Annotated in this window: 21 protein-coding genes and 1 pseudogene; 12 read left to right on the forward strand and 10 right to left on the reverse strand. The window is 71.3% G+C overall.

Annotated elements, in window-relative coordinates; translation table 11 throughout:
* The 3 genes and pseudogenes from ABTY62_RS12345 to ABTY62_RS12355 form a co-directional block, all read left to right on the forward strand.
* Window positions 1–108, forward strand: a pseudogene (locus ABTY62_RS12345) (roadblock/LC7 domain-containing protein); the annotation flags it as partial.
* An 83-nt stretch (window positions 109–191) separates the two neighbouring features.
* The gene (locus ABTY62_RS12350; protein ID WP_352129368.1) at window positions 192–887 is read left to right on the forward strand and encodes a DUF742 domain-containing protein; all 696 of its coding nucleotides are present in this window, start codon (window positions 192–194) and stop codon (window positions 885–887) included.
* Entirely contained in the window at window positions 868–1,446 is a 579-nt protein-coding gene (locus tag ABTY62_RS12355; protein ID WP_078610434.1) for a GTP-binding protein, read from the forward strand. The genes ABTY62_RS12350 and ABTY62_RS12355 overlap by 20 nt, the downstream gene beginning before the upstream one ends.
* Window positions 1,447–1,572: 126 nt before the next feature.
* On the opposite strand, the gene ABTY62_RS12360 is transcribed toward ABTY62_RS12355, so the two are convergent.
* The 6 genes from ABTY62_RS12360 to ABTY62_RS12385 all read right to left on the reverse strand — a co-directional run bounded on the left by ABTY62_RS12360 (window position 1,573) and on the right by ABTY62_RS12385 (window position 8,810).
* Complete coding sequence (locus ABTY62_RS12360) at window positions 1,573–1,821, reverse strand: acyl-CoA carboxylase subunit epsilon (RefSeq protein WP_311730703.1); 249 nt, start codon at window positions 1,819–1,821, stop codon at window positions 1,573–1,575.
* A gap of 25 nt (window positions 1,822–1,846) precedes the next feature.
* Entirely contained in the window at window positions 1,847–3,430 is a 1,584-nt protein-coding gene (locus ABTY62_RS12365; RefSeq protein ID WP_311730704.1) for an acyl-CoA carboxylase subunit beta, read from the reverse strand.
* A 222-nt stretch (window positions 3,431–3,652) separates the two neighbouring features.
* Complete coding sequence (locus tag ABTY62_RS12370) at window positions 3,653–4,174, reverse strand: hypothetical protein (RefSeq protein WP_311730705.1); 522 nt, start codon at window positions 4,172–4,174, stop codon at window positions 3,653–3,655.
* A gap of 264 nt (window positions 4,175–4,438) precedes the next feature.
* Window positions 4,439–6,037, reverse strand: coding sequence for a citramalate synthase (gene cimA, locus ABTY62_RS12375; RefSeq protein ID WP_311730706.1), 1,599 nt, complete (start codon window positions 6,035–6,037; stop codon window positions 4,439–4,441).
* Between the two features lie 440 nt (window positions 6,038–6,477).
* Window positions 6,478–7,563 carry a branched-chain amino acid aminotransferase gene (locus ABTY62_RS12380; protein WP_352129369.1) on the reverse strand — a complete coding sequence of 362 codons (1,086 nt, stop codon included), beginning with the start codon at window positions 7,561–7,563 and terminating at the stop codon, window positions 6,478–6,480.
* Window positions 7,564–7,766: 203 nt separating this feature from the next.
* Window positions 7,767–8,810, reverse strand: a complete 1,044-nt coding sequence (locus ABTY62_RS12385) for a 3-isopropylmalate dehydrogenase (RefSeq protein ID WP_352129370.1) — start codon at window positions 8,808–8,810, stop codon at window positions 7,767–7,769.
* Between the two features lie 129 nt (window positions 8,811–8,939).
* On the opposite strand from ABTY62_RS12385, the gene ABTY62_RS12390 reads away from it, so the two are divergent.
* A complete protein-coding gene (locus ABTY62_RS12390) occupies window positions 8,940–10,559 on the forward strand; it encodes a purple acid phosphatase family protein (RefSeq protein ID WP_352129371.1) in 1,620 nt (539 codons plus the stop codon).
* A 6-nt stretch (window positions 10,560–10,565) separates the two neighbouring features.
* Here ABTY62_RS12390 and ABTY62_RS12395 read toward each other — a convergent pair whose 3' ends face one another.
* From ABTY62_RS12395 to ABTY62_RS12405, 3 genes are all read right to left on the reverse strand, one after another.
* Window positions 10,566–10,688: a hypothetical protein gene (locus ABTY62_RS12395; RefSeq protein WP_352129372.1), complete on the reverse strand. Its 123-nt coding sequence runs from the start codon at window positions 10,686–10,688 to the stop codon at window positions 10,566–10,568.
* Window positions 10,689–11,187: 499 nt separating this feature from the next.
* Entirely contained in the window at window positions 11,188–12,819 is a 1,632-nt protein-coding gene (pruA, locus tag ABTY62_RS12400) for an L-glutamate gamma-semialdehyde dehydrogenase (RefSeq protein ID WP_352129373.1), read from the reverse strand.
* Between the two features lie 73 nt (window positions 12,820–12,892).
* On the reverse strand, window positions 12,893–13,819 hold the full coding sequence (locus ABTY62_RS12405) for a proline dehydrogenase family protein (protein ID WP_352129374.1): 927 nt from the start codon (window positions 13,817–13,819) through the stop codon (window positions 12,893–12,895).
* A 178-nt stretch (window positions 13,820–13,997) separates the two neighbouring features.
* Here ABTY62_RS12405 and ABTY62_RS12410 point away from each other — a divergent pair, with 178 nt between their 5' ends.
* Together ABTY62_RS12410 and ABTY62_RS12415 are read left to right on the forward strand one after the other, a co-directional pair.
* Window positions 13,998–15,305, forward strand: coding sequence for a PucR family transcriptional regulator (locus ABTY62_RS12410; protein ID WP_352129375.1), 1,308 nt, complete (start codon window positions 13,998–14,000; stop codon window positions 15,303–15,305).
* A 106-nt stretch (window positions 15,306–15,411) separates the two neighbouring features.
* Window positions 15,412–16,008 (forward strand): hypothetical protein, encoded by a 597-nt coding sequence (locus ABTY62_RS12415; RefSeq protein ID WP_352129376.1) that lies wholly within the window; start codon window positions 15,412–15,414, stop codon window positions 16,006–16,008.
* Between the two features lie 67 nt (window positions 16,009–16,075).
* Here the strand turns inward: ABTY62_RS12415 and ABTY62_RS12420 are convergent, their stop codons facing one another.
* Window positions 16,076–16,696, reverse strand: a complete 621-nt coding sequence (locus tag ABTY62_RS12420) for a TetR/AcrR family transcriptional regulator (RefSeq protein ID WP_352129377.1) — start codon at window positions 16,694–16,696, stop codon at window positions 16,076–16,078.
* A 98-nt stretch (window positions 16,697–16,794) separates the two neighbouring features.
* Between ABTY62_RS12420 and ABTY62_RS12425 the strand changes: the two genes are divergently transcribed.
* From ABTY62_RS12425 to ABTY62_RS12450, 6 genes are all read left to right on the forward strand, one after another.
* The gene (locus tag ABTY62_RS12425) at window positions 16,795–18,456 is read left to right on the forward strand and encodes an MFS transporter (protein WP_352129378.1); all 1,662 of its coding nucleotides are present in this window, start codon (window positions 16,795–16,797) and stop codon (window positions 18,454–18,456) included.
* Between the two features lie 220 nt (window positions 18,457–18,676).
* Complete coding sequence (locus tag ABTY62_RS12430; RefSeq protein ID WP_352129379.1) at window positions 18,677–19,630, forward strand: glycoside hydrolase family 6 protein; 954 nt, start codon at window positions 18,677–18,679, stop codon at window positions 19,628–19,630.
* 2 nt (window positions 19,631–19,632) lie between these two features.
* Entirely contained in the window at window positions 19,633–21,084 is a 1,452-nt protein-coding gene (locus ABTY62_RS12435; RefSeq protein WP_352129380.1) for a pectate lyase family protein, read from the forward strand.
* Between the two features lie 34 nt (window positions 21,085–21,118).
* Window positions 21,119–21,598, forward strand: a complete 480-nt coding sequence (locus ABTY62_RS12440) for a MarR family winged helix-turn-helix transcriptional regulator (protein WP_352129381.1) — start codon at window positions 21,119–21,121, stop codon at window positions 21,596–21,598.
* A gap of 94 nt (window positions 21,599–21,692) precedes the next feature.
* The gene (locus tag ABTY62_RS12445) at window positions 21,693–23,174 is read left to right on the forward strand and encodes an MFS transporter (protein WP_352129382.1); all 1,482 of its coding nucleotides are present in this window, start codon (window positions 21,693–21,695) and stop codon (window positions 23,172–23,174) included.
* 47 nt (window positions 23,175–23,221) lie between these two features.
* Window positions 23,222–23,737, forward strand: coding sequence for a TIGR03618 family F420-dependent PPOX class oxidoreductase (locus ABTY62_RS12450; protein ID WP_352129383.1), 516 nt, complete (start codon window positions 23,222–23,224; stop codon window positions 23,735–23,737).
* Window positions 23,738–23,749: the final 12 nt, after the last annotated feature.

Here is a 23,749-nt window from a genome sequence, read left to right on the forward strand (position 1 = left end):
TGCGACATCGGCCTCGTGGGCTACGAGATGGCCCTGCTGGTCGACCGCGCGGGCACCGTCCTCACCCCGGACCTCCGCGCCGAACTGCAAGGCAGTCTTCTCAACTAGCAAACACAAAGATGCGTTTCGCGCCACCGCGCCGTTAGGGTGCGGTGGCGCGACCGGCAGACAGGCGAGTTGGAGGAGGACACGTGGCAACGCCCCCCGGTGGATATCCGTACGGCCATGGGCAACAGGCAGAGCCGCACGGCGACGCCCCGTTGAAGCGCTTCAACTTCCCCTCCACGCCAAGCCGTCAGGCCCGTACGGCCGGGCAGGCCCCTGCGGCGCCTCAGGAGCCCGTTCACCAGGCTCAGGAGGCACAACCCCTGACCCCGCATCCGCAGCCCGTCCAGCAGCCGTACGCGCCCTCCTACGCCCCGCCCGTCGGCTCGGCGGGCCTGTCCGGCGAACCTCAGTCGCACCAGTCGCACCAGTCGCATCAGCCGCGCAACCGGCCCGCGCCGCCCGTGCGGCACCCGGAGCCGTCCTCCCCGGCCACCGGACACAACCCGCTGGTGCGCCCGTACGCCATGACCGGTGGCCGGACCCGGCCCCGGTACCAGCTCGCCATCGAGGCGCTCGTCTCCACCACGGCGGACCCCGCCCAGCTCCAGGGCCAGCTGCCCGAGCACCAGCGGATCTGCCACCTGTGCCGCGAGATCAAGTCGGTCGCCGAGATCTCCGCACTCCTGACCATTCCCCTCGGCGTCGCCCGGATCCTCGTAGCCGACCTGGCCGAGGCCGGGCTCGTCGCCATCCATCAGCCCGGCGGCGACGAGTCCGCCGGCGGCCAGCCTGACGTGACACTGCTCGAAAGGGTGCTCAGTGGACTTCGCAAGCTCTAGCGGTGCAGCCCGCTCCACCACCTCCGCGAAAATCGTGGTGGCGGGCGGCTTCGGCGTGGGCAAGACCACGTTTGTAGGCGCGGTCTCGGAGATCAACCCGCTGCGCACCGAAGCCGTGATGACCTCCGCCTCCGCGGGGATCGACGATCTCACCCACGCGCCGGACAAGACCACCACCACGGTGGCCATGGACTTCGGCCGTATTACGCTCGACCAGGACCTGATCCTGTACCTGTTCGGCACGCCCGGCCAGGACCGCTTCTGGTTCATGTGGGACGACCTGGTCCGCGGCGCCATCGGCGCCGTCGTCCTCGTCGACACCCGGCGCCTCGCCGACTGCTTCCCCGCCGTCGACTACTTCGAGAACTCCGGACTGCCCTTCGTCATCGCCCTCAACGGCTTCGACGGACACCAGCCCTACACCCCCGAAGAGGTGCGGGAAGCGCTCCAGATCGGCCCGGACGCGCCGATCATCATCACGGACGCCCGCCACCGCAGCGAGGCCAAGAGCGCACTCATCACGCTCGTGGAACACGCCCTGATGGCGCGTTTGCGATAGCGACGTACAGCGTCGGCGGCGCCCGCCGCCGAACGCACAAATCCCCCGCTCTCCGGGAGAGCGGGGGATTTGTGCGCTTCGGGCCGCGGTCGGGACTGTGCCTGCCGGGCTCGCTTCGCCGGGGGCTCAGCCCTGCCAGCTGTTCGGGGCGCGGAAGCCCCGCTGGCGCTCCAGTCGGCGCCAGCCCGCCGCGCTGCGGCCGGTGCGGCCCGGCGAGCGGCGGTGGACGGCACCCGCGGCCGCGCGGGCCAGGAGCACCGCGGTGACGGCGGCGAGCTCCTCGGCGTCGGCGTGGCCCTTCTCGACGCGGACGAGAGTGGCGGTGCCGACGGCGGTATCGGCGGGGTTATCGGCGATGTCCTGTGAACTGCTCACGGTGGCTTCGTCTCCAATGCTCGCGTTACTGCGGCGGGTTGCCGTGCTTGCGGGACGGCAGGTCGGCGTGCTTGTTGCGCAGCATCGCCAGGGACCTGATGAGGACCTCGCGGGTCTCCACGGGGTCGATGACGTCGTCGACCAGGCCGCGCTCGGCGGCGTAGTACGGGTGCATCAGCTCGGACTTGTACTCCTTGACCATGCGGGCGCGCATGGCCTCGGGGTCGTCGGCCCCGGCGATCTGCCGGCGGAAGATCACGTTGGCGGCGCCCTCGGCGCCCATCACCGCGATCTCGTTCGTCGGCCAGGCGTAGGTCAGGTCGGCGCCGATGGACTGGGAGTCCATGACGATGTAGGCGCCGCCGTAGGCCTTGCGCAGGATGACCGAGATCCGCGGCACGGTGGCGTTGCAGTACGCGTACAGCATCTTGGCGCCGTGCCGGATGATCCCGCCGTGCTCCTGGTCCACGCCGGGCAGGAAGCCGGGCACGTCCAGCAGCGTGATCAGCGGGATGTTGAAGGCGTCGCACATCTGGATGAAGCGGGCGGACTTTTCCGACGCCTCGATGTCCAGCACACCGGCCAGCGACTGCGGCTGGTTGGCGATGATGCCCACCACCTGGCCGTCCAGCCGGGACAGGGCGCAGATGATGTTGGTCGCCCAGCGCTCGTGGACCTCCAGGTACTCGCCGTCGTCGACGATCTCCTCGATGACCTTGCGCATGTCGTACGGGCGGTTGCCGTCGGCCGGGACGAGGTCGAGCAGCGTCTCGCCGCGCCGGTCGGCCGGGTCGTCGGACTCGACGACCGGCGGGTTCTCGCGGTTGTTCTGCGGCAGCAGCGACAGGAGGTAGCGCACCTCCTCCAGGCAGCTCTCCTCGTCGTCGTACGCGAAGTGGCACACGCCCGAGGTCTCGGCGTGCACATCCGCGCCGCCCAGTCCGTTCTGGGTGACCTTCTCGCCGGTCACCGCCTGGACCACGTCCGGTCCCGTGATGAACATCTGCGAGGTCTCGCGGACCATGAAGACGAAGTCAGTGAGCGCCGGGGAGTAGGCCGCGCCGCCCGCGCACGGGCCGAGCATCACGCTGATCTGCGGGATGACGCCGGACGCCTTGGTGTTGCGCTGGAAGATGCCGCCGTAGCCGGCGAGCGCCGAGACGCCCTCCTGGATGCGGGCGCCGGCACCGTCGTTGAGGGACACCAGCGGCGCCCCGGCCGAGATGGCCATGTCCATGATCTTGTGGATCTTGGTGGCGTGGGCCTCCCCGAGGGCCCCGCCGAAGATCCGGAAGTCGTGTGCGTACACGAACACGGTCCGGCCGTGTACGGTCCCCCAGCCCGTGACGACACCGTCGGTGTAGGGCCGCTTCGCCTCGAGCCCGAACCCGCTCGCGCGGTGCCGTCGCAGCGGCTCGACCTCGTTGAAGGACCCCTCGTCCAGGAGCAGATCGATCCGTTCGCGGGCCGTCAGCTTCCCCTTGGCCTTCTGGGCCTCGGTCGCCCGCTCGCTCGGGCCGCGCCGAGCCTGCTCGCGGATCGCGTGCAGCTCGGCGACACGCCCGCGGACGTCGCTCGCCTCATCGGGCGCACCTTCGAGATTGGTCATGCAATGACGGTACGTTCCCGGACCCCCCGAGACGCATGTCAATTCCATACAACGTCGGGCGCGTTTTGGTGGGTAGGCAGAACAGAACTGGACAGCGGATTTCCTGCCACTGTACGCGCCCCTGGGCAATCACCGCTGTCGGCACCCCACAAACCCCGCTCGGGCACGCCCGGGGGCGGCGGACAGGTCCACCCGGATGGGCGCGCCCGGCCGGGGCGCGGGTCAGCAGCCGCCGCAGTTGTAGTAGATGACGTCCCAGTGGTTGCCCTCGAGGGCGTAGATGTTGCCCGAGTTGGACTTGTACTGCTTGGCGCCGTCGCTGCGCAGGCCGATGTAGGCGAAGTTACCGGTGATGTAGTTGGTGACGCAGCTGTTGAGGGCGTAGTCGAGCTTGTAGCCGTTCCAGTGGCTGTAGGTGCCGCTCGCGTGCCCGGTCTCGGTGCCGCCGGTGATGTTCAGGGCGCAGCCGCTGGCGCTCTTGAGGGTCTGGGCCCCCTGCGCGGTCGGCAGGTTGAGCTGTTCGAAGGAGGTACAGGTGGCGTTGTTCCGGTCCGAGCAGCCTCCGGAGGAGGACCAGGTGATACCGCTGGAGCGGAACATCGAGGTGGCCTGGGAGTGGCTGATCTTGGTGACCGCGAACGCCTCCCCGGCGCTGCTGATCACACCGACTCCGGGGGCGAAGAGGACGCCGAGGACGAGGACGAGGGCCGTGACGGCGGAGCTGCCGACGGACCGGAGCTTCATGGGACCTCCTGCTGTGGGCCGTGCTGTGGACGGTGCGGCTGTGCAGGTGGAGCGTGCCGTGCGAGTGAGACAGCCTGCCGAACTTCTACGCGCGTCGCCAACCTTCTCCGGTGAACACTCGTGACGATTTTCGGAAGATTTTGTGTTCGCGGAGAATGGAGTTAGGCTAGTCCCGTTGAAGATTCAACATAACTTCAACGCAACGGCCCCGGCAGAGCTACACCCCCAAGGCTCTGCCGGGGCCGCGAACCACCTGCCGCCCGGCTACTCCTGCGGCTCCACGCCTGCCTTCAGCAGCCCGTAGGCGTACGCGTCGTCGAGCGCCTGCCACGAGGCCGCGATCACGTTCTCCCCGACGCCCACCGTCGACCACTCGCCCTTGCCGTCCGTCGTCGAGACCAGCACCCGCGTCGTGGACTCCGTACCGCCCTTGCCCTCCAGGATGCGCACCTTGTAGTCCACCAGCTCCATCGTGGCCAGCTGCGGGTAGATGCGCTCCAGGCCCAGACGCAGCGCCCGGTCCAGCGCGTTGACCGGGCCGTTGCCCTCGGCCGTGGAGACGATGCGCTCGCCCTTGGCCCGGAGCTTGACCGTCGCCTCGTTGGCGTGGGTGCCGTCGGGGCGGTCCTCGACGATGGCCCGCCAGGACTCGACGGTGAAGTAGCGGCGGGGCCGCCCCTCCACCTCCTCGTGCAGCAGCAGTTCGAAGGAGGCGTCGGCGGCCTCGTAGGTGTAGCCCGCGAGCTCGCGCTCCTTGACCCGCGCCACGACGCGGCCGACCAGCTCCCGGTCGCCGCCGAGGTCGATGCCCAGCTCCTTGCCCTTGAGCTCGACCGACGCCCGCCCCGCCATGTCCGACACCAGCATCCGCATGGTGTTGCCGACCAGCTCGGGGTCGATGTGCTGGTAGAGGTCCGGGTCCACCTTGATCGCGGAGGCGTGCAGCCCGGCCTTGTGCGCGAAGGCCGAGACGCCGACGTAGGGCTGGTGGGTCGAGGGGGTGAGATTGACCACCTCGGCGATGGCGTGCGAGATGCGGGTCATCTCGGCCAGCGCGCCGGCGGGCAGGACCGTGCGGCCGTACTTGAGCTCCAGGGCTGCCACCACCGGGAAGAGGTTGGCGTTGCCGACCCGCTCGCCGTAGCCGTTGGCGGTGCACTGGACATGGGTGGCGCCCGCGTCCACGGCGGCCAGGGTGTTGGCGACGGCGCAGCCGGTGTCGTCCTGGGCGTGGATGCCCAGCCGGGCTCCGGTGTCGGCCAGGACGGTACGGACCACGGCGTCGATCTGGGCCGGGAGCATGCCGCCGTTGGTGTCGCAGAGCACGACCACATCGGCGCCCGCCTCATGGGCGGCGCTGACGACCTGCTTGGCGTAGCCGGGGTTGGCGCGGTAGCCGTCGAAGAAGTGCTCGCAGTCGACGAACACCCGGCGGCCCTGGGCGCGCAGATGGGAGACGGTGTCCCGGACCATCTCCAGGTTCTCCTCCAGCGTGGTGCGCAGGGCGAGTTCCACATGGCGGTCGTGGGACTTGGCCACCAGCGTGATCACCTGGGCCTGGGAATCGAGGAGCGCCTGGACCTGGGGGTCGTCCGCGGCCCGGACGCCCGCCTTGCGGGTGGCGCCGAACGCGACCAGCTGTGCGTGCCTGAAGTCGATCTCGGCACGGGCCCGGGCGAAGAACTCCGTGTCGCGCGGGTTGGCGCCGGGCCAGCCGCCCTCGATGAAGCCCACGCCGAAGTCGTCGAGGTGACGGGCGATGGTCAGCTTGTCCGCGACGGTGAGGTTGATGCCCTCGCGCTGCGCGCCGTCGCGCAGCGTGGTGTCGAAGACATGGAGGCTGTCGTCGGGCAGGTCCTTCATGGTGGTCTGGCTCCTGTGGGATCGATCTCGGTCTACCGGAATAACCGGTTCCGCGCCCTCCTATGATCCCTCGCGCTCCGCGTCCGGCGGGGTGGTCCGGAAAACGAAAAGACCCCTCGCGGGTGCGAGAGGTCTGCGCGCGGGTCTGGGGACACGGTGGTCGCGCCGTACCTGGTCGTACGGGGCGGTCACTGCGGACCGGCGCGCCTGCTGCCAATAATCATGGCGAACGTGAGCACGGGGGCAGTTTGGCACACTCCGCCCCCGCGCTCCCTTCCGTCTCAAAATGCGGGCCGGCGCGCGAACGCGCACCCGGGTCGGGATCGCGGCTCGGAATCGCGTTCGGAGGGGCCGACGCCGTACACGACGTCGACCCGTCTCACCCTTCCGGCTGTGACATCAGCCGCTGCCGCGGCGGGCCCGGCGCCCGGCTCCCCGCGTCAGCCCAGGCGGTGCATCCAGCCGTGGGTGTCCGGGGCGGCGCCGGTCTGGATGTCCAGCAGCGCCTTGCGCAGCTTCATCGTCACCTCGCCCGGCCGACCGTCGGCCACCGTCCAGCTCGCGCGGGCGGACTTGACCGAGCCGACGGGGGTGATGACGGCGGCCGTGCCGCAGGCGAAGACCTCGGTGAGGCTGCCGTCCGCGTTGCCCTCCCGCCAGTCGTCGACGGAGATCCGGCCCTCGGAGACCTCGTATCCCAGGTCGGCGGCGATCCGCAGCAGCGAGGCGCGGGTGATGCCCGGCAGCAGCGAGCCGGACAGCTCGGGGGTCAGGATGCGGTCCCCGTACACGAAGTACAGGTTCATGCCGCCCATCTCCTCGATCCAGCGGCGCTCGATCGCGTCCAGCCAGACCACCTGGTCGCAGCCCTGCTCGGCGGCCTGCGCCTGGGCGACCAGCGAGGCGGCGTAGTTGCCGCCCGTCTTGGCGGCGCCGGTGCCGCCGGGGGCGGCGCGCACATACTCCTCGGAGAGCCACACGGAGACCGGCTTGACCCCGCCGGGGAAGTAGGCCCCGGCCGGGGAGGCGATGACCATGAAGAGGTACTCGTTCGCCGGCCGCACGCCGAGGCCCACCTCGGTCGCGAACATGAAGGGCCGCAGATAGAGCGACTCCTCGCCGCTGGCCGGCACCCACGCCCGGTCCTGGGTGACCAGCGCGTCGCAGGCCGCGATGAAGGTCTCGACGGGCAGCTCGGGCATGCCCATGCGGCGCGCGGAGGCGCGGAAGCGCTCGGCGTTCTCCTCGGGGCGGAAGGTGGCCACGCCGCCGTCGGGCTGGCGGTACGCCTTGAGCCCCTCGAAGATCGTCTGGGCGTAGTGGAGGGTCATGTTGGCCGGATCGAGCGAGAGGGGCGCGTACGGCACGAGCTGGGCGTCGTGCCAGCCGCGCCCCTCGGTCCACTTGACGGTCACCATGTGGTCGGTGAAGTGGCGGCCGAAGCCGGGGTTGGCCAGGATCCGCTCCCGCTCCTCGTCGGAGAGGGGGTGTGCGGAGGGCTTGAGCTCGATCGTGGGCGTCGTCATGAGTGGTAGTCCTTCACCGTTGGTTGTAGCGGACCGCGCCCGCGGCGCCCCGGTACCCGGAGGTACTAGGACGTCCGAGCTTCCTCTCACGCGACGGCCCCACGTCCGATTATCGCTCGGAGTGGGGCCGGGGAAGAGGTGCGTGCGTCAGCGCGGCCCAAGGTCGATGGTCGCACCCAGCCGCGCGTGGGCAGAGGCTGGGGTCAGCCCGATACTCGTGCGGCGAGCGCGTCGCCGATCTCGTCGGTGGTGCGCGGCGTGTCGCCACTGCGCTCCGCGAGGTCCTGGGCGACGGCGGTCTCGATACGGGCCGCCTCGGCCTCGTATCCGAGGTGCTGGAGCAGCAGGGCCACCGACAGCACGGTCGCGGTCGGGTCGGCCTTGCCGGTGCCCGCGATGTCCGGCGCGGAGCCGTGGACCGGCTCGAACATCGACGGGAAGGTGCCGGAGGGGTTGATGTTGCCGCTCGCGGCGAGCCCGATGCCACCGGTGACGGCGGCGGCCAGGTCCGTGAGGATGTCACCGAAGAGGTTGTCGGTGACGATCACGTCGAACCGCTCGGGCTGGGTGACGAAGAAGATCGTCGCGGCGTCGACGTGCAGATAGTCGGTGGTGACCTCGGGGAACTCCGTGCCGACCTGGTCGAAGATGTTCTTCCACAGGTGGCCCGCGTGCACCAGGACATTGTTCTTGTGCACGAGGGTGAGCTTCTTGCGCGGCCGGGCGGCGGCCCGGGCGTACGCGTCGCGCACCACCCGCTCCACGCCGTACGCGGTGTTCAGGCTGACCTCGGTGGCCACCTCGGCCGGGGTGCCGGTGCGCAGCGAGCCGCCGTTGCCCACGTACGGGCCCTCGGTGCCCTCGCGGACGACGACGAAGTCGATGTCGGGGCGGCCGGCCAGCGGGGTGGCGGTGTTCGGGAACAGCTTCGACGGACGCAGATTGACGTAGTGGTCGAAGGCGAAGCGCAGCTTGAGCAGCAGCCCGCGCTCCAGCACGCCCGAGGGCACCGACGGGTCGCCGATGGCGCCGAGCAGGATCGCGTCGTGGTTCTTCAGCGACTCGAGCTCCGCGTCCGGCAGGGTCTCGCCGGTCGCGTGCCAGCGCCGGGCGCCGAGGTCGTACTCCTGGGTCTCCAGCTTCACGTCCTGAGGGAGGACGGCGTCAAGGACCTTGAGGCCCTGGGCCACGACTTCCTGGCCGATACCGTCACCGGGGATCACTGCGAGGCGAATGCTGCGAGACATACCGGGACCCTACCCCTCGTCCCAATCAATGACATTGAACGTCCGACATGTGGACGGATGCTCATCCGGATGGCTCACGTTCACCCTGTGTACCGCGTGAAGTCGCCTTTCAGGGGCAGATTCCGGCACATGGCTGACTTCTCCCGGGGCACGCCCCCCACCTCCTCCGATGTCCCGCGGGTCGGCATTCCCGAGCGCCTGGCGCGCCGGATGACGATGGCCGAGCAGCACGAGTATCTGCGGACCAGGCTCTCCCGGCGCGGGGCGCTGCGCGGCGGCGTCGCGGCGGCGGGCACGGTGGCGGGGGCGGGGCTGCTCACCGGGTCGGCGAGCGCCGTGGAGAGGCGGCCGTCGCCGACCCTGCTCGCCGGCCCGGTGTCGCGGAAGGTGGACGGCTCGCTGGTCGCGCCCTTCGGCCGCCATCTCGCCTTCGGCGCCGACCCCAGGACGCAGATGCGGATCTCCTGGCAGGTCCCTCTCGCCGTCAAGGCCCCGTATGTGCGGATCGGCCTCCAGCCCTGGGAGCTGAGCCAGAAGATCGAGGCCGAGGTGCGCCCGCTGCACACGCCCTCGCTCACCGCCAAGCTCCCGGCCGTCGACCAGTACTACCTGCACGCCGCCCTGGACGGCCTGCGGCCCGGCGTCACCTACTACTACGGCGTCGGCCACGACGGCTTCGACCCGGCCGACCCCCGCCGCTTCTCGGCCCTCGGGACGTTCCGCACGGCCCCCGAGAAGGCCGAGTCCTTCGTCTTCACCGCCTTCGGCGACCAGGGCGTCAGCTATGACGCGCTCGCCAACGACCAGCTGCTGCTCGGCCAGGACCCCTCCTTCCATCTGCACGCCGGGGACCTGTGCTACGCGGACACCAGCGGCCACGGCTCGGCCTCGGACGTGTACGACGCCCGGGTGTGGGACTCCTTCCTCGCCCAGACCGACTCGGTCGCGGCGAGCGTGCCGTGGATGGTGACCACCGGCAACCACGACATGGAGGCCTGGTACTCCCCCGACGGCTACGGCGGCCAGCTGGCCCGCTGGACGCTCCCCGACAACGGCCCCGATCCGCGCAAGGCGCCCGGGGCCTACTCCTTCACCTACGCCAATGTGGGCGTCGTCGCGCTGGACGCCAACGACGTCAGCTACGAGATCACCCCCAACACCGGCTACACGGGAGGGGAGCAGACGCGCTGGCTGGACCGGAGGCTCGGGGAACTGCGCGCGCAGCCCGGCATCGACTTCGTCGTGGTCTTCTTCCACCACTGCGCCTTCTCGACCACCAGCGCCCACGCCTCGGACGGCGGGGTGCGCGACACCTGGGTGCCGCTGTTCGAGAAGCACCAGGTGGACCTGGTCATCAACGGCCACAACCACGTCTACGAGCGCACCGACGCCATCCGCGGCGGCAAAGCCGCCAAGCAGGTCCCGATCGGCGGCAGCGCCGACGCGGTGCGCGACGGCATCGTCTACGCCACGGCCGGCGGCGCCGGGGCGCGGCTGTACGAGTTCCCGGTGCCCGACAGCTACGAGGGCCAGGTGAAGGACCTCGACGAGGTGAACAGCTACCACTGGGCGAAGGACGGGTCGAAGAGCAAGGAATCGGTGGAGTGGTCGCGGGTGCGCTACACCGGCTTCTCGTTCCTCGTGGTGAAGGTGGATCCGGGCCCCAACCCGAAGCTGGAGGTCACCACGCTCGCCGAGTCGGGCGAGCGCGTGGACCACTTCGAGGTGGTGCGCACGCCGGGGCGGTGACCGGCGTCAGTGCCCGGTGGCGCCGCCGTTGTCGCGGCGGTCGAGCGCGCGCTGGAGCGCGGCGGCGGCGTTCTTGCGGTCGGTGTTGTCGGTCTTGCTGCGGGTCCTGCGGCGGGCCGTCTCAGCCATGATCGCGTCTCCCTGTGTCCCAAGCAGGTGCTGCGGAAGATGCCGGAGGGGCGGGGGCCTTGAGTGCGGCAGGGGTCACCTGCGCATGCGCACCGGCCGCGGCCGCCATCGCTCGATGGAGCGAGACGTTCGGCTTCCACAAAAATAAGGCCTCGGGGCCGGACTGTCCCCACAATTACTCGGACGTCCTACTATCTGAGACGCAGGCAGGAGTCATGGGTGGTCGAGGCCAACCCCCGTTCGGCCTCGACCAACCAGTATTCGCGCCGTTCAGAAGGTGCTTACTCGTTGGTTATCTTCGTAAACTGCCGTGAATAACGGCTACTTGGCTGTCAGACGCTAGCACCGCCGCGCCTCCCCCGTCCATGACTTTTCGGCTTGTCACACGGCGACGGCCGCCGTCCGCGCGGGGGCGCGGAAGGCGGCCGTCATCCGGCTCGACCAGGGGTTCGAGCAGGGGTTTCGAGCAGCGGGTTCGACCGGGGCCGGCCGGGGCGGGTCAGCCCATGTGCGGGTAGCGGTAGTCGGTCGGCGGGACCAGGGTCTCCTTGATGGAGCGGGTGGAGGTCCAGCGCATCAGGTTCTGCTTGGCGCCCGCCTTGTCGTTGGTGCCGGAGGCCCGGCCGCCGCCGAAGGGCTGCTGGCCGACGACGGCGCCGGTGGGCTTGTCGTTGATGTAGAAGTTGCCGGCCGCGAAGCGCAGCGCCTCACAGGTGGCGGCGGCCGCGGCGCGGTCCCGGGCGATGACGCAGCCGGTGAGGCCGTACGGCGACGCCGACTCCATCTGCGCCAGCATCGCGTCGTACTCGGCGTCCTCGTAGACGAACACCCCGAGGATCGGGCCGAAGTACTCGTCCCTGAAGATCTCGTTGTCCGGGTCGGTGGAGACGAGGACCGTCGGGCGGACGAAGTAACCCTCGCTGTCGTCGTAGCCGCCGCCCGCCACGACCTCGACGGTCGGGTCGGACTTCGCCCGGTCGATGGCCGCCTTGGACTTGGCGAAGGCGCGCTCGTCGATGACGGCGCCGATGAAGTTCCCGAGGTCGGTCACATCGCCCATGGTCAGGCCGTCGACCTCGGCCGCGAACTCCTCCTTGAAGCCGCTCTCCCACAGCGAGCGCGGGACGTAGGCGCGCGAGGCGGCCGAGCACTTCTGGCCCTGGTACTCGAAGGCGCCGCGGGTCATCGCCGTCTTCAGCACCTTCGGGTCGGCCGACGGGTGGGCGACGATGAAGTCCTTGCCGCCGGTCTCCCCGACCAGGCGCGGGTAGGTCTTGTACGCCTCGATGTTGGTGCCGACCGTCTTCCACAGGTACTGGAAGGTGCGGGTCGAGCCGGTGAAGTGGATGCCCGCGAGGTCCGGGTGGGCCAGGGCCACCTCGGAGACGTCCTTGCCGTCGCCGGTGACCAGGTTGATCACGCCCTTGGGCAGCCCCGCCTCCTCCAGCAGCTCCATCAGCAGCACGGCGGCGTGGGTCTGCGTCGGGGACGGCTTCCAGACCACCACATTGCCCATCAGGGCGGGGGCGGTGGGGAGGTTGCCCGCGATGGCGGTGAAGTTGAAGGGCGTGATCGCGTAGACGAACCCCTCCAGCGGCCGGTGGTCGCTGCGGTTCCAGACCCCCGGGGAGTTGGTCATCGGCTGCTCGGCCAGGATCTGGCGGGCGAAGTGGACGTTGAAGCGCCAGAAGTCGATCAGCTCACAGGGAGTGTCGATCTCGGCCTGCTGGGCGGTCTTGGACTGGCCGAGCATGGTGGAGGCGGCCAGCGTCTCCCGCCAGGGGCCGGAGAGCAGGTCGGCGGCCTTGAGGATGATCGCGGCCCGGTCGTCGAAGTCGAGCGCGCGCCAGGCCGGGGCCGCGGCCAGGGCGGCGTCGATCGCGTCCTGCGCGTCGGCCTGGGTGGCGTTGGCGTAGGTGCCCAGGCGGGCCGCGTGGTTGTGCGGCTGTACGACGTCGAAGCGCGTGCCCCCGCCCATCCGCTTCTCGCCGCCGATGGTCATCGGCAGGTCGACGGGGTTCTGGGCCAGCTCCTTGAGCCTGGTCTCGAGGCGGGCGCGCTCCGGGGTGCCGGGGGCGTAGGTGTGCACCGGCTCGTTCACCGGCACGGGGACCTGGGTCACGGCGTCCATGGTGGCCTTCGTCTCCTTCGAGCGTCGGGGTCGATCGTCGTTGAGTGAGGGGGTGGGGGAGCGTTCCAGCCGGTCAGCGGCGGCCGGCCAGCGAGCGCAGGAAGAACGCAAGGTTCGCGGGGCGCTCCGCGAGGCGCCGCATGAAGTACCCGTACCAGTCTGTTCCATACGGGACGTAAACCCGCATACGGTGCCCCTCGGCAGCGAGCCGCTCCTGCTCGGCCGGGCGGATCCCGTACAGCATCTGGAACTCGTACTCGTCGAGCTTGCGGCCGAGGCGGCGCGCCAGCTCCTGGGTGATGGCGACCATGCGGGGGTCGTGGGAGCCGATCATCGGGTAGCCCTCGCCCGCCATGAGGATCTTCAGACAGCGCACATAGGCCAGGTCGACCTCGCGCTTGTCCTGGTGCGCGACGCTCGCCGGCTCCTTGTACGCGCCCTTCACCAGCCGCACCCGCGACCCCTCCCCGGCCAGCGCCCGGCAGTCGTCCTCGGTGCGGAAGAGATACGACTGGAGGACCGCGCCGGTCTTCGGGAACCGCCGGCGCAGCTCGGCGAGGATCGCGAGGGTGGAGTCCACGGTGGTGTGGTCCTCCATGTCCAGGGTGACCGTGGTGCCCGCCGCGTCCGCGGCCTCCACCACCGGGGTCACATGGGCCAGGGCCAGATCGTGGCCGCCGGGCAGCGCCTGCCCGAAGGCGGACAGCTTCACCGACATCTCCGCCCGGCCGGCCAGGCCCTCGGCGGCCAGCGCCTCGGTGAGCGCGAGATAGGCGTCCCGGTTGCGCAGCGCTTCCGCCGGATCGGTGATGTCCTCGCCCAGGTGGTCGAGCGTCACCTCCAGGCCGCGGTCCGCCAGTGCGCGTACGACCGGGACGGCCTCGGCGAGGCGCTCGCCCGCGACGAACCGGTCCACCGTCGGGCGGGTGACCGGGGCGGCCGAGACGATGCGCCGGATGGCGGCGCTGCGGGAAGCGGCGAGCAGCACGGGACCCAGCACGGGGCACCTCCACGATGACGGCCGTCGGACGGCTTTGTTGACTCACCGTGAAACTTAAGGATCGCTCGGATCCCGGGCCATCGACAGCTGTCACGCATCCGTGTCCGGGATCTCAGACAGATGTATGAGAATGGGAGAACGGCCGGAACCCGGAGCGGCGGGAGGAGGAGAGAGACCGGTGCTGGACGACTATCAGCAGCTCGTGGACGAGATCTCGGCGGCGCTCGGAGCGCCCGCGACGCTCGAGAACCGCGACTTCGGGCTGATCGCCTTCGGCGCCCAGGACAGCGGAAGGTACTCCGATGAGGCTGACGAGGCCGACGGGGCCGACGAGCCGGCGCTGGACCCGGTGCGCACCCGCTCCATCCTGCGGCGCCGGTCCACCGCCGCGGTGCGCGCCTGGTTCGAGGGCTTCGGCATCGCGCGGGCCCAGGCCCCGCTGCGGATCCCGCCGGACCCGGGGGCGGGGGTCTTCATGGGCCGGATCTGCCTGCCGGTGCGCCACCGGGGCGTGGTGCACGGCTATGTGTGGCTGCTGGACGACGGCCATCTGTCCGACCTGGAGCTCGGCGGCCCGGCCGGCCCGCCGGACCCCCGGCTCGCCCGCGCCATGGAGACGGCGGCGCGGATCGGGGCGCTGCTGGCGTCGGAGGCCAGGGCGGACGAGGAGCTCGGCCGGATGCTGCGCGATCTGCTCACCGGGGAGCCGGGCGGCCGCGACACCGCGCGCACGGCACTGCGCGCCGCGCTGCGCGGGGCGGCCGACGGGCCGCTGGCGCTCGTCGCGGTGACCCCGTGGGCCCCGGGGGATGGCGCGGACGCCGCGGACGCCGTGGATTACCGCTCCGCCCGGCTGCCCAGCCCGCCCGGGGTGGCCGCCGTCTGTGTACTCGCCGGGGCCGGTCCCGCTGTTCCGGCCGGGCCGATGACGAGCCTGGCCGCGCTGGTCCGGCTGCGCGCCTCGACGGCCCTGGACCCGGCCCGTACCGCGGCCGAACACCTCCTGCGCTCCCCGGAAGCGGCCGCTCCGGCCACCGCCTCCGGCTCCGGCTCCGGCGCGGGGACCGGGCGGGGCGGAGGGTTCGCGGGGGTCAGCGAGCCGCGCCGCGGCCTGGACGACCTGCCCGCCGCCTGGCCCGAGGCGCTGGCCGCCGCACGGGCCGCGCGGGCGGACCCGCGGCTGGGCCCGGTCGCGGAGTGGTCCGCCATCGGCCCGTACCGGCTGCTGGCCGCGCTGCCCGCCCGGACCGGCCCCGACCCCGCCGTACGAGCCCTGCTGGCGCCCTCGCACGCCGAACTCGCCCGTACCGCGGAGGCGTTCCTGGACTGTGCGGGACAGGCGAGCCGCACCGCCCAGGCGCTCGGCATCCACCGGCAGACGCTCTACTACCGGCTCTCCCGCGTCGAGCAGCTGACCGGTCTCGACCTCGACGCGGGTGAGGACCGGCTTTTGCTGCACATGGCCCTGAAGTCCGCGCGCCTGTGACCGGCGGGCCGCGCCCGGGGCGCGGCCCGCTGTCGGTGGCGGGTGTCACAGTGGAGGGAAGCGGGGGAAGCCCGTGCGACGAGGGCGATGGCGACGGGGGCGGCCGATGGGTGACTACTTTCAGCGGATCGTCGATGTGGAGGCGGCCGGTGACGAGGCCGGGGCGCTCGCGGAGCGGATGGTCGGCTGGCTGGTCGCCGAGGGCGTGATCACCCGTGAGACGTCAGGCGAAGGGGTGTACAGCCAGACCGCGGACGAGGGTTATGTGCCCGGCCCCCGCTGGGACCGGGCCGTGGAGGGTTCCGCGGAGACGGGGTGGCCGCCGGGCCCGGTGGCGGTCATGGCCGGGCGGGACTACTACGTCGGGGGCCAGGGGCAGGACGAGGCGGACTCCGCGGTCTGCCCGCGGTGCGACACGAAGACCGTGATCATCGACTATCCGGAGCAGTTCGAGGCGGACGACGAGGTCTGGCGGCCGTTCCGGGAGGCCATCGCCGCCTGGAAGGAGACCGGCGAGGGAAGCACGGCCTGCGCCGCGTGCGGTGCGGTCGTCCCGGTCACCGAGTGGCGGTTCGGCTCCGGCTTCGACCTCGGGGCGCTCGCGTTCGACTTCTGGGGGTGGCCACCGCTCGGCACGGCCTTCCTCGCGGAGTTCTCCAGGCGGTTGGGGCACCGCACGGAGGAGCAGGGCGGCAAGTTCTGAGATCCTCGGCGCCCGCGAGCGGGACGACCGCGCCGGGCCCGGCGCCCCGCCCAGGGGTGACGCGGGGTCAGTCGGCCGGGTCGGCTGCCGGGCCGGTGAGGATGCGGCGCATCGCCTCGGTCAGATCCCCGGCGAGGGGCGTGGCGTCGGGGTCGATGGCCATCTGCACGGCCATGCCGCCCACCAGCGTCATATAGAACGAGCCCAGGATCCGCGCGCTCTCCTCGTCGACCTCGTCCTCCGGGATCCCGTGGAAGAGGGCCACCAGCCCCTTCCGCCCCTCCGGCTGCGCCTGGCCGAACGCCGCGCGCAGCTCCGGGTCGCCCTCGACCCGCATGACCGCCTCGAGCTGCACTCGCCACAGCGCCTGGTGTTTGCCGAAGAGTTCGAGCATCCGGGTCCATCCCGCCTCGAACCGCACCGCCCGGCCGGCGCCGGAGCCCTCGGCGCCCGGGCCCTCGGCGCTGCGGGCCTCTTCCTTCAAGGACCGCTCCACGTCGTCCGCCCACTCGCCCATGGCCGCGAACAGGGCCTCTCTCATCAGGGCGTCCTTGGAGCCGTAGTGGTAGCCGATGGACGCCAGATTGGCGCCCGAGGCGGCCACGATGTCCCGCGCGGTGGTGCGTGACCAGCCCTTTTCCAGCAGGCAGCGCTTGGCCCCCGCCAGCAGATCCTCTCGGTGTCCCATGCCGTCCACCCTATCCCGAGACCCATACAAACGTCCAAGACGAGCGTCTTATACGAGCGTATTAGACAAACGTTTATGACGTTCGTATAGTCCTCGGCATGACTTCGACTTCCGCCAACTCCCGGGCCGGTCGCAAGGAGTGGACCGCCTTCGCGGTGCTGATGCTCCCGCTGCTCCTGGTGTCCATGGACGTGTCGGTGCTGTACTTCGCGCTCCCCGAGATCAGCGCGCAGCTGCGCCCCAGCTCCACCCAGCAGCTGTGGATCTTCGACATCTACGGCTTCGCCCTCGCCGGGCTGCTCATCACCATGGGGTCGCTCGGCGACCGGATCGGGCGCCGGAAGCTGCTGATGATCGGCGCCACGGCCTTCGGCGCCGCCTCGGTGGCGGCCGCGTACGCGAACAGCGCCGAGATGCTGATCGCGGCCCGCGCGCTGCTCGGCATCGGCGGGGCGACCCTGATGCCCTCGACCATGGCGCTCAGCCGCAATCTGTTCCAGGACCCGAAGCAGCGCGCCACCGCGATCGGCATCTGGTCCGGCGCCATGGCCGGCGGGGTCGCGCTCGGCTCGGTGCTGGGCGGGTTCATGCTGACCCACTTCTGGTGGGGCTCGGTCTTCCTCGTCAACCTCCCGGCCATGGTGCTGCTGCTGGTGCTCGCCCCGGTCCTGGTGCCCGAGTTCAAGGACCCGGCCCCCGGGAAGTTCGACCTGCTGAGCGTCCCGCTGTCCATGGGCGCGGTGCTGCCGGTGATCTACGGTCTGAAGGAGGCCGCGGCGCACGGGTTCAGCGGGCCGCGCGCCACCTGGATCGCGGCCGGGCTACTGGTCGGCGCCGCCTTCGTACACCGCCAGCGCACCCACGCACACCCGATGATCAGCCCCGACCTCTTCCGCAGCCGCGGCTTCGGGTCCTCGATCGGGCTCAACCTCATGGCCCAGTTCGCCGTGATGGGCTCCGCCCTCTTCACCACCCAGTACTTGCAGTCGGTGCTCGGCAAGAGCCCGCTGGAGGCCGCGCTGTGGAGCCTGCTCCCGTCCGTCGTGGTGGGCGCCGCCGGACCCGCGTCGGCCGCGATCGCGCAGAAGGTGAACCGGGCGTACGTCATCAGCGGCGGATTCCTCGTCGCGGCCGCTGGCTTCGGGCTGCTGACCCTCGCCGGCACCGACTCACTGTGGCTCGTGCTGATCGCGGCGGGCGTCCTTGCCTCGGGCATCGTCACCGTGATGTCGCTGATCACCGACATGGCGCTGGGCGCGGCCCCGGCGGAGAAAGCCGGTTCCGCCTCGTCCCTGCTGGAGACGGGCCAGGAGTTCGGCGGGGCGCTCGGAATGGCGCTGCTCGGCGTCGTCGGCAACGCCGTCTACCGCCACGACATGAGCGACAAGCTGCCCGCCGACCTGCCGTCCGGCCTGCCCTCCGAGGCGCTGGACGCGGCCCGCGAGACGCTGGGCGGCGCGACGGCGGTGGCCGGCCGGCTGACCGGTCCGGCCGGGGACGAGCTGCTGGGCGCGGCGCGCGAGGCGTTCACCCACGGCATGCGGGTGGCCTCGGTGGCCGGGGTGCTGGTCCTGGTCGCGGCCGCGGTCGTGGCGGCCCTCGCCCTGCGGCACATCCGGGCCGCGGCCCCCGACGCCGAGGACACCGCGAAGACCGCCGAGGAGGGCGCGCGGGAGCACGGGGAGCCGCTCGCGTCCGGTGCCGAGCAGGGGACGGCACCGGGCGAACTCCGGCCGGAGACGGTGGCGGGCCGCCGCTAGGCCGCGGCCCCGCGCCCCTCACCGACGCGACCCCGCCCGGGACCCCGGGCGGGGTCGCGTCATGCCGGGCGCCGCCACTCAGTTCCTCGTCGAATCCGATGGCAACCTTCCTGCGGGCGGCGGCAACCAGAGGCACGGAGAGCTACTCGTTTCTCTCTGCCAACTGACGTCACAGAAAACACCAAAGTCCCCTGTATCCCCCCGAGAGGACTGATGCACCGTGCGCCTCCCCCGAGCCTTAGTGACCGCCGCGCTCGCCACCGCATTCCTGGTGGGGGCGGGCCATGCGCCCCAAGCCGTCGCGGGTGAACTGCCCGCCGACACGAGCTTCTTCACCGACCCGGACTCCCAGGTCAACAAGTGGGTCGCCGCCAACCCCGGCGACTCCCGCCAGCCGCGCATAGCCTCGCGAATAGCCAGCCAGCCGCAGGCCGTCTGGTTCGCCCGCTACTCCCCCTCCACCGTCACCGCGGACGTCCGCAAGGTGACCTCCGCGGCCGCCTCCAAGAACCAGGTCCCCGTCCTCGTCGCGTACATGATCCCCAACCGCGACTGCGGCGGCGCCTCCGCGGGCGGCGCCCCCGACCTCACCGCCTACGACGCGTGGGCGCGCAACTTCGCCGCCGGGCTGGGCAGCGGGTCCTCGATCGTCATCCTCGAACCGGACTCGATCGCGCTCATCAGCTGCCTGTCGTCGAGCGAGCTGAGCGCCCGCTACGCCTCGCTCGCCCGGGCCGCCTCCGCCATCCACGCCGCGAGCCCCAAGGCCCGGGTCTACTTCGACGCCGGGCACTCCGTGTGGAACAGCGCCTCCGTACAGGCCTCGCGGCTGCGCTCGGCGGGCGTGCTGACCAGCGGCGACGGCATCTACAGCAATGTCTCCAACTACAACCGCACCGCGAACGAGGTCGCCTTCGCCAAGAGCGTGCTCGGCCAGCTCGGCGGCTCGGGCCTGACCGCAGTCATCGACACCAGCCGCAACGGAAACGGCCCCGCCCCCGACAACGCCTGGTGCGACCCGCACGGCCGCAAGGTGGGCGAGAACCCGACCGCGAACACCGGCGACCCGGCCATCGACGCCTATCTGTGGATCAAGCTGCCGGGCGAGCTGGACGGCTGCGCGGGCGCCGCGGGCAGCTTCTCCCCCGACTACGCGTACGAGCTGGCGGGTTAGCCGTGCTCGGACGTACGTCGTACGCCCTGGCGGCCTCGCTGGTGTGCGGGCTTCTGGCCGCACCCGGCGGGGCCGCCGCCGCGCAGCGGGGCCTGCCTCACGACCGGCCCACCGGCTGGGCCACGGCGGGCCCGGGCACCACCGGGGGCGCGGGCGCCGCGCCCGACAGCAGGCATACGGTGCACAACCGGGCCGAGCTCAAGGCCGCCCTGGCCAACCACGGCGACCCCACCGCACCCAAGGTCATCACCATTCGCGGCACCGTCCACGGCAACCAGACCGACGACGGCCGCCTCCTCGGCGAACAGGACTACGCCCCCGGCTGGGACCTGCGCCGGTACATGGACTGCTTCGGCCCCGACGGCACATCCTGGAGCGACGACCGCTACGAGTGGTGCAAGCGGATGCGTACGCTGCGGATCACCGGCTCGAACGCCCAGAAGCAGCAGATCCAGCTGACCGTCCCCAGCAACACCACGATCCTCGGCGCGGGCGACGACGCGGCCCTCCTCGGCGTCGACCTCACCGTCAACACCGGCCAGAACATCATCGTCCGCGATCTCCGCTTCGAGGCGCCCATCGACCACTTCCCCAGCTGGGATCCCGGCGACGGCGACCAAGGCGCCTGGAACGCGCGCTTCGACGCCATGTCGGTGGTCACCGGCCGCAACCTCTGGATCGACCACTGCGCCTTCGGTGACGGCCGCTACCCCAACAGCCAGGCCCCGGCCGGCTTCCACGGCAAGCCCGTCGAGCGCCATGACGGGCTGCTCGACATGGAGGACGCCACCGACTTCGTCACCGTCTCCTACAGCCGCTTCACCGACCACGAGAAGACCGTCCTCATCGGCTCGGGCGACGGCAAGGGCGACCGCGACCGCGGCCATCTGCGGATCACCTTCCACCACAACCTCTTCGCCGACACCGCCCAGCGCTCCCCGCGCGTCCGCTTCGGCCAGGTCCACACGTACAACAACTACTTCCGCGGCTCCACCGTCGATCCCGACTACCCGATGCGGGGCGAACGGCTCGGAGGCAGCGCGTACTTCCTCGGCATGGGGCTCGAATCCAGGCTCGTCTCCGAGTACAACGCCTTCGACCACTCCGGCCCCGGCGCCTCCCCGGACATCGTGCTGGCCAACTTCCACGGCCACCAGTTCCATGACACCGGGTCCTGGTACCGCGGCCGCCCGCTCGACATCGACGCCGTCGCCCGGCGGAAGTTCGAGACCGCGGCCGCCAGGGCGCGTGCGGACGCGGAGGCGTCGGGCACCCGGCCCCCCGAGTGGGCGACCCGCACCTTCACCACGGACGTCGGCTGGTCCCCCGCCGACGTCTACCGCTACCGGCCGCAGCGCTCGGCGGCGGCCGTCAAGCGTACGGTGCTCCGCGAGGCGGGCCCCAGGAAGGCCGTAGCGCCGTACCCGGCCCACGAAAAGTCCTCTTCGGGATAATCCGCCACGGATCGAGATTGCTACCCTGGCAGACATGACCGCCATGGCACCCTCACGCACCGAACCCGACCTGTCGTACCTGCTGGACCACACCAGCCATGTCCTGCGCACCCGGATGGCCGCGGCGCTCGCCGAGATCGGGCTGACGGCGCGCATGCACTGTGTGCTGGTCCACGCCCTGGAGGAGGAGCGCACCCAGGCCCAGCTCGCCGAGCTCGGAGACATGGACAAGACCACGATGGTGGTGACGGTGGATGCCCTGGAGGCGGCCGGCCTCGCCGAGCGCCGCCCCTCCAGCCAGGACCGGCGGGCCCGGATCATCGCCGTCACCGAGGAGGGCGCCCGGATCGCCGAGCGAAGCCAGAAGCTCGTCGACCAGGTGCACGGGGATGCCCTGAGGGCGCTCCCCGAGGCCACCCGGACCGCCCTGCTCCAGGCCCTGAACCAGCTGACCGAAGGGCATCTGGCCACCCCGGCGGAGAGCCCCCGGCCCGCGCGGCGGGCACGCCAGTGACACACATAGAACCGAAATAGATCGTCTGCAACAGAACTATCTGCTACGGTCTCTCCTGTCGCCATCACGCGACGGCATCGACAGGAGAGACGTTATGTCTGCTGGTTCCGCTTCCCCTCCCGCCATTTCCCGCTCGCGCTGGCTGGCCCTCGGCGTGATCGCGACGGGGATGCTGATGGTCGTCCTCGACGGCTCCATCGTGACCGTGGCGATGCCGGCCATCCAGGACGACCTGGGCTTCTCCCCCGTCGGTCTGAGCTGGGTCGTCAACGCCTACCTGATCGCGTTCGGCAGCCTGCTCCTGCTCGCGGGACGGCTCGGCGACCTGATCGGCCGTAAGCGCATGTTCCTGGCCGGCGTCGGGGTCTTCACCGCGGCCTCCCTGCTGGCGGCGGCCGCCACCACCCCCGCGATACTGATCGCCGCCCGGTTCCTCCAGGGGGTCGGCAGCGCGATGTCCTCCGCGGTCAGCCTGGGCATCCTGGTCACGCTGTTCACCGAGCCCAGGGAGCGCGCCAAGGCGATCGCCGTGTTCAGCTTCACCGGAGCGGCCGGCGCCTCGATCGGCCAGGTGCTCGGCGGGGTCCTCACCGACGCGCTCAACTGGCACTGGATCTTCCTCATCAACCTGCCGATCGGGCTGGTGGCCCTCGCGATCGCCGTCCCGGTCCTGCCCGCCGACCGCGGGCTCGGCCTGCGCGCCGGAGCCGATGTCATCGGCGCCCTCCTCGTCACGGCGGGGCTGATGCTGGGCATCTACACCGTGGTCAAGGTCGAGGAACATGGCTGGACTTCGGCGCACACCCTCGGCTTGGGAGCCCTCTCGCTGCTGCTGCTCGCCGGGTTCGTCGCCCGCCAGGCCACCGCCCGCACCCCGCTCATGCCGCTGCGGATCCTCCGGTCGCGCAGCGTCGCGGGGGCCAATGTCATCCAGGTCCTGATGGTGGCCGCCCTGTTCTCCTTCCAGATCCTGGTCGCCCTCTATCTCCAGCGGGTGCTGGAGTACGGCGCCGCCGAGACCGGCCTGGCCATGCTCCCGGCCGCCGCCGTCATCGGCGCCGTCTCCCTGGGCGTCTCCGCCCGGCTCAACGCCCGCTTCGGCGAGCGCAAGGTGCTGCTGGCGGGGATCGTGCTCCTGATCGGGGTCCTCGGGCTGCTCACCCGCGTCCCCGTGCACGCGGACTACGTCACCGACCTCCTTCCCGTGATGCTGCTCGCCGCCGGCTTCGGCCTCGCGCTCCCGGCGCTGACCACCCTCGGCATGTCCGGCGCGAAGGAGGACGACGCCGGTCTCGCCTCCGGGCTGTTCAACACCACCCAGCAGATCGGGATGAGCCTGGGCGTCGCGGTCCTGTCCACCCTGGCGGCGTCCCGCAGCGACAGCCTGCTGGCCCAGGGCCGGAGCCGGGCCGAGGCGCTGACCGGCGGCTACCGGCTGGCCTTCACCGTCGGCGCCGGGCTGCTCGTCGCCGCCTTCGTCGTCGCGTTCACCGTGCTCGCCCAGCCCCGGCCGCGGCCCACCGCGGTGACCGAGGAGGCCGCCGACCCGGCCGCCGACCCCGCCCCCGTCGCCTGACCCCCTCCCCCTCCCCCACCGCCACCGCCACCGAAAGGCCCGGCCCCATGAACACGAACGTGGTCGAGAACACCAGCCCGGCGAACGAGGAAGAGCACAAGCCGGGTTCCGGACCCGCGCCCCGGCCGCTCACGGACGAGGAGTTGTCCCGGGTGCTGCGGGAGGGGCAGTTCGCGGTGCTCGCCACGGTCAAGCGCAGCGGCCACCCCCACCTGTCGACCGTGGTCTACCGCTGGAGCCCCGAGGAGCGGGTGATCCGGATCTCCACCACCGCCGACCGCCTCAAGGTGCGTCAGCTGCGCCGCGACCCGCATGCCGCCCTGCACGTGGGCCCGGATGTCTGGTCGTTCGCCGTCGCCGAGGGCGACGCGGAGATCTCCGAGGTGACGACCGTGCCCGGCGACGCGATCGGGCGGGAACTGCTCTCCCTGACGCCCGGCTTCGACGACCCGCGGGACGAGGCGGCCTTCCTGGAGCAGGTGGTGGCGGACCGGCGCGTGGTGATCAGGATCCGGGTGTCCCGCCTGTACGGAACGGCCCTCGACATCCCCGCCGCCGACTGATCAGACGCCTGA

Origin of the sequence: Streptomyces sp. NPDC097640, assembly GCF_040302705.1 — a bacterium.
Taxonomy (GTDB): domain Bacteria; phylum Actinomycetota; class Actinomycetes; order Streptomycetales; family Streptomycetaceae; genus Streptomyces.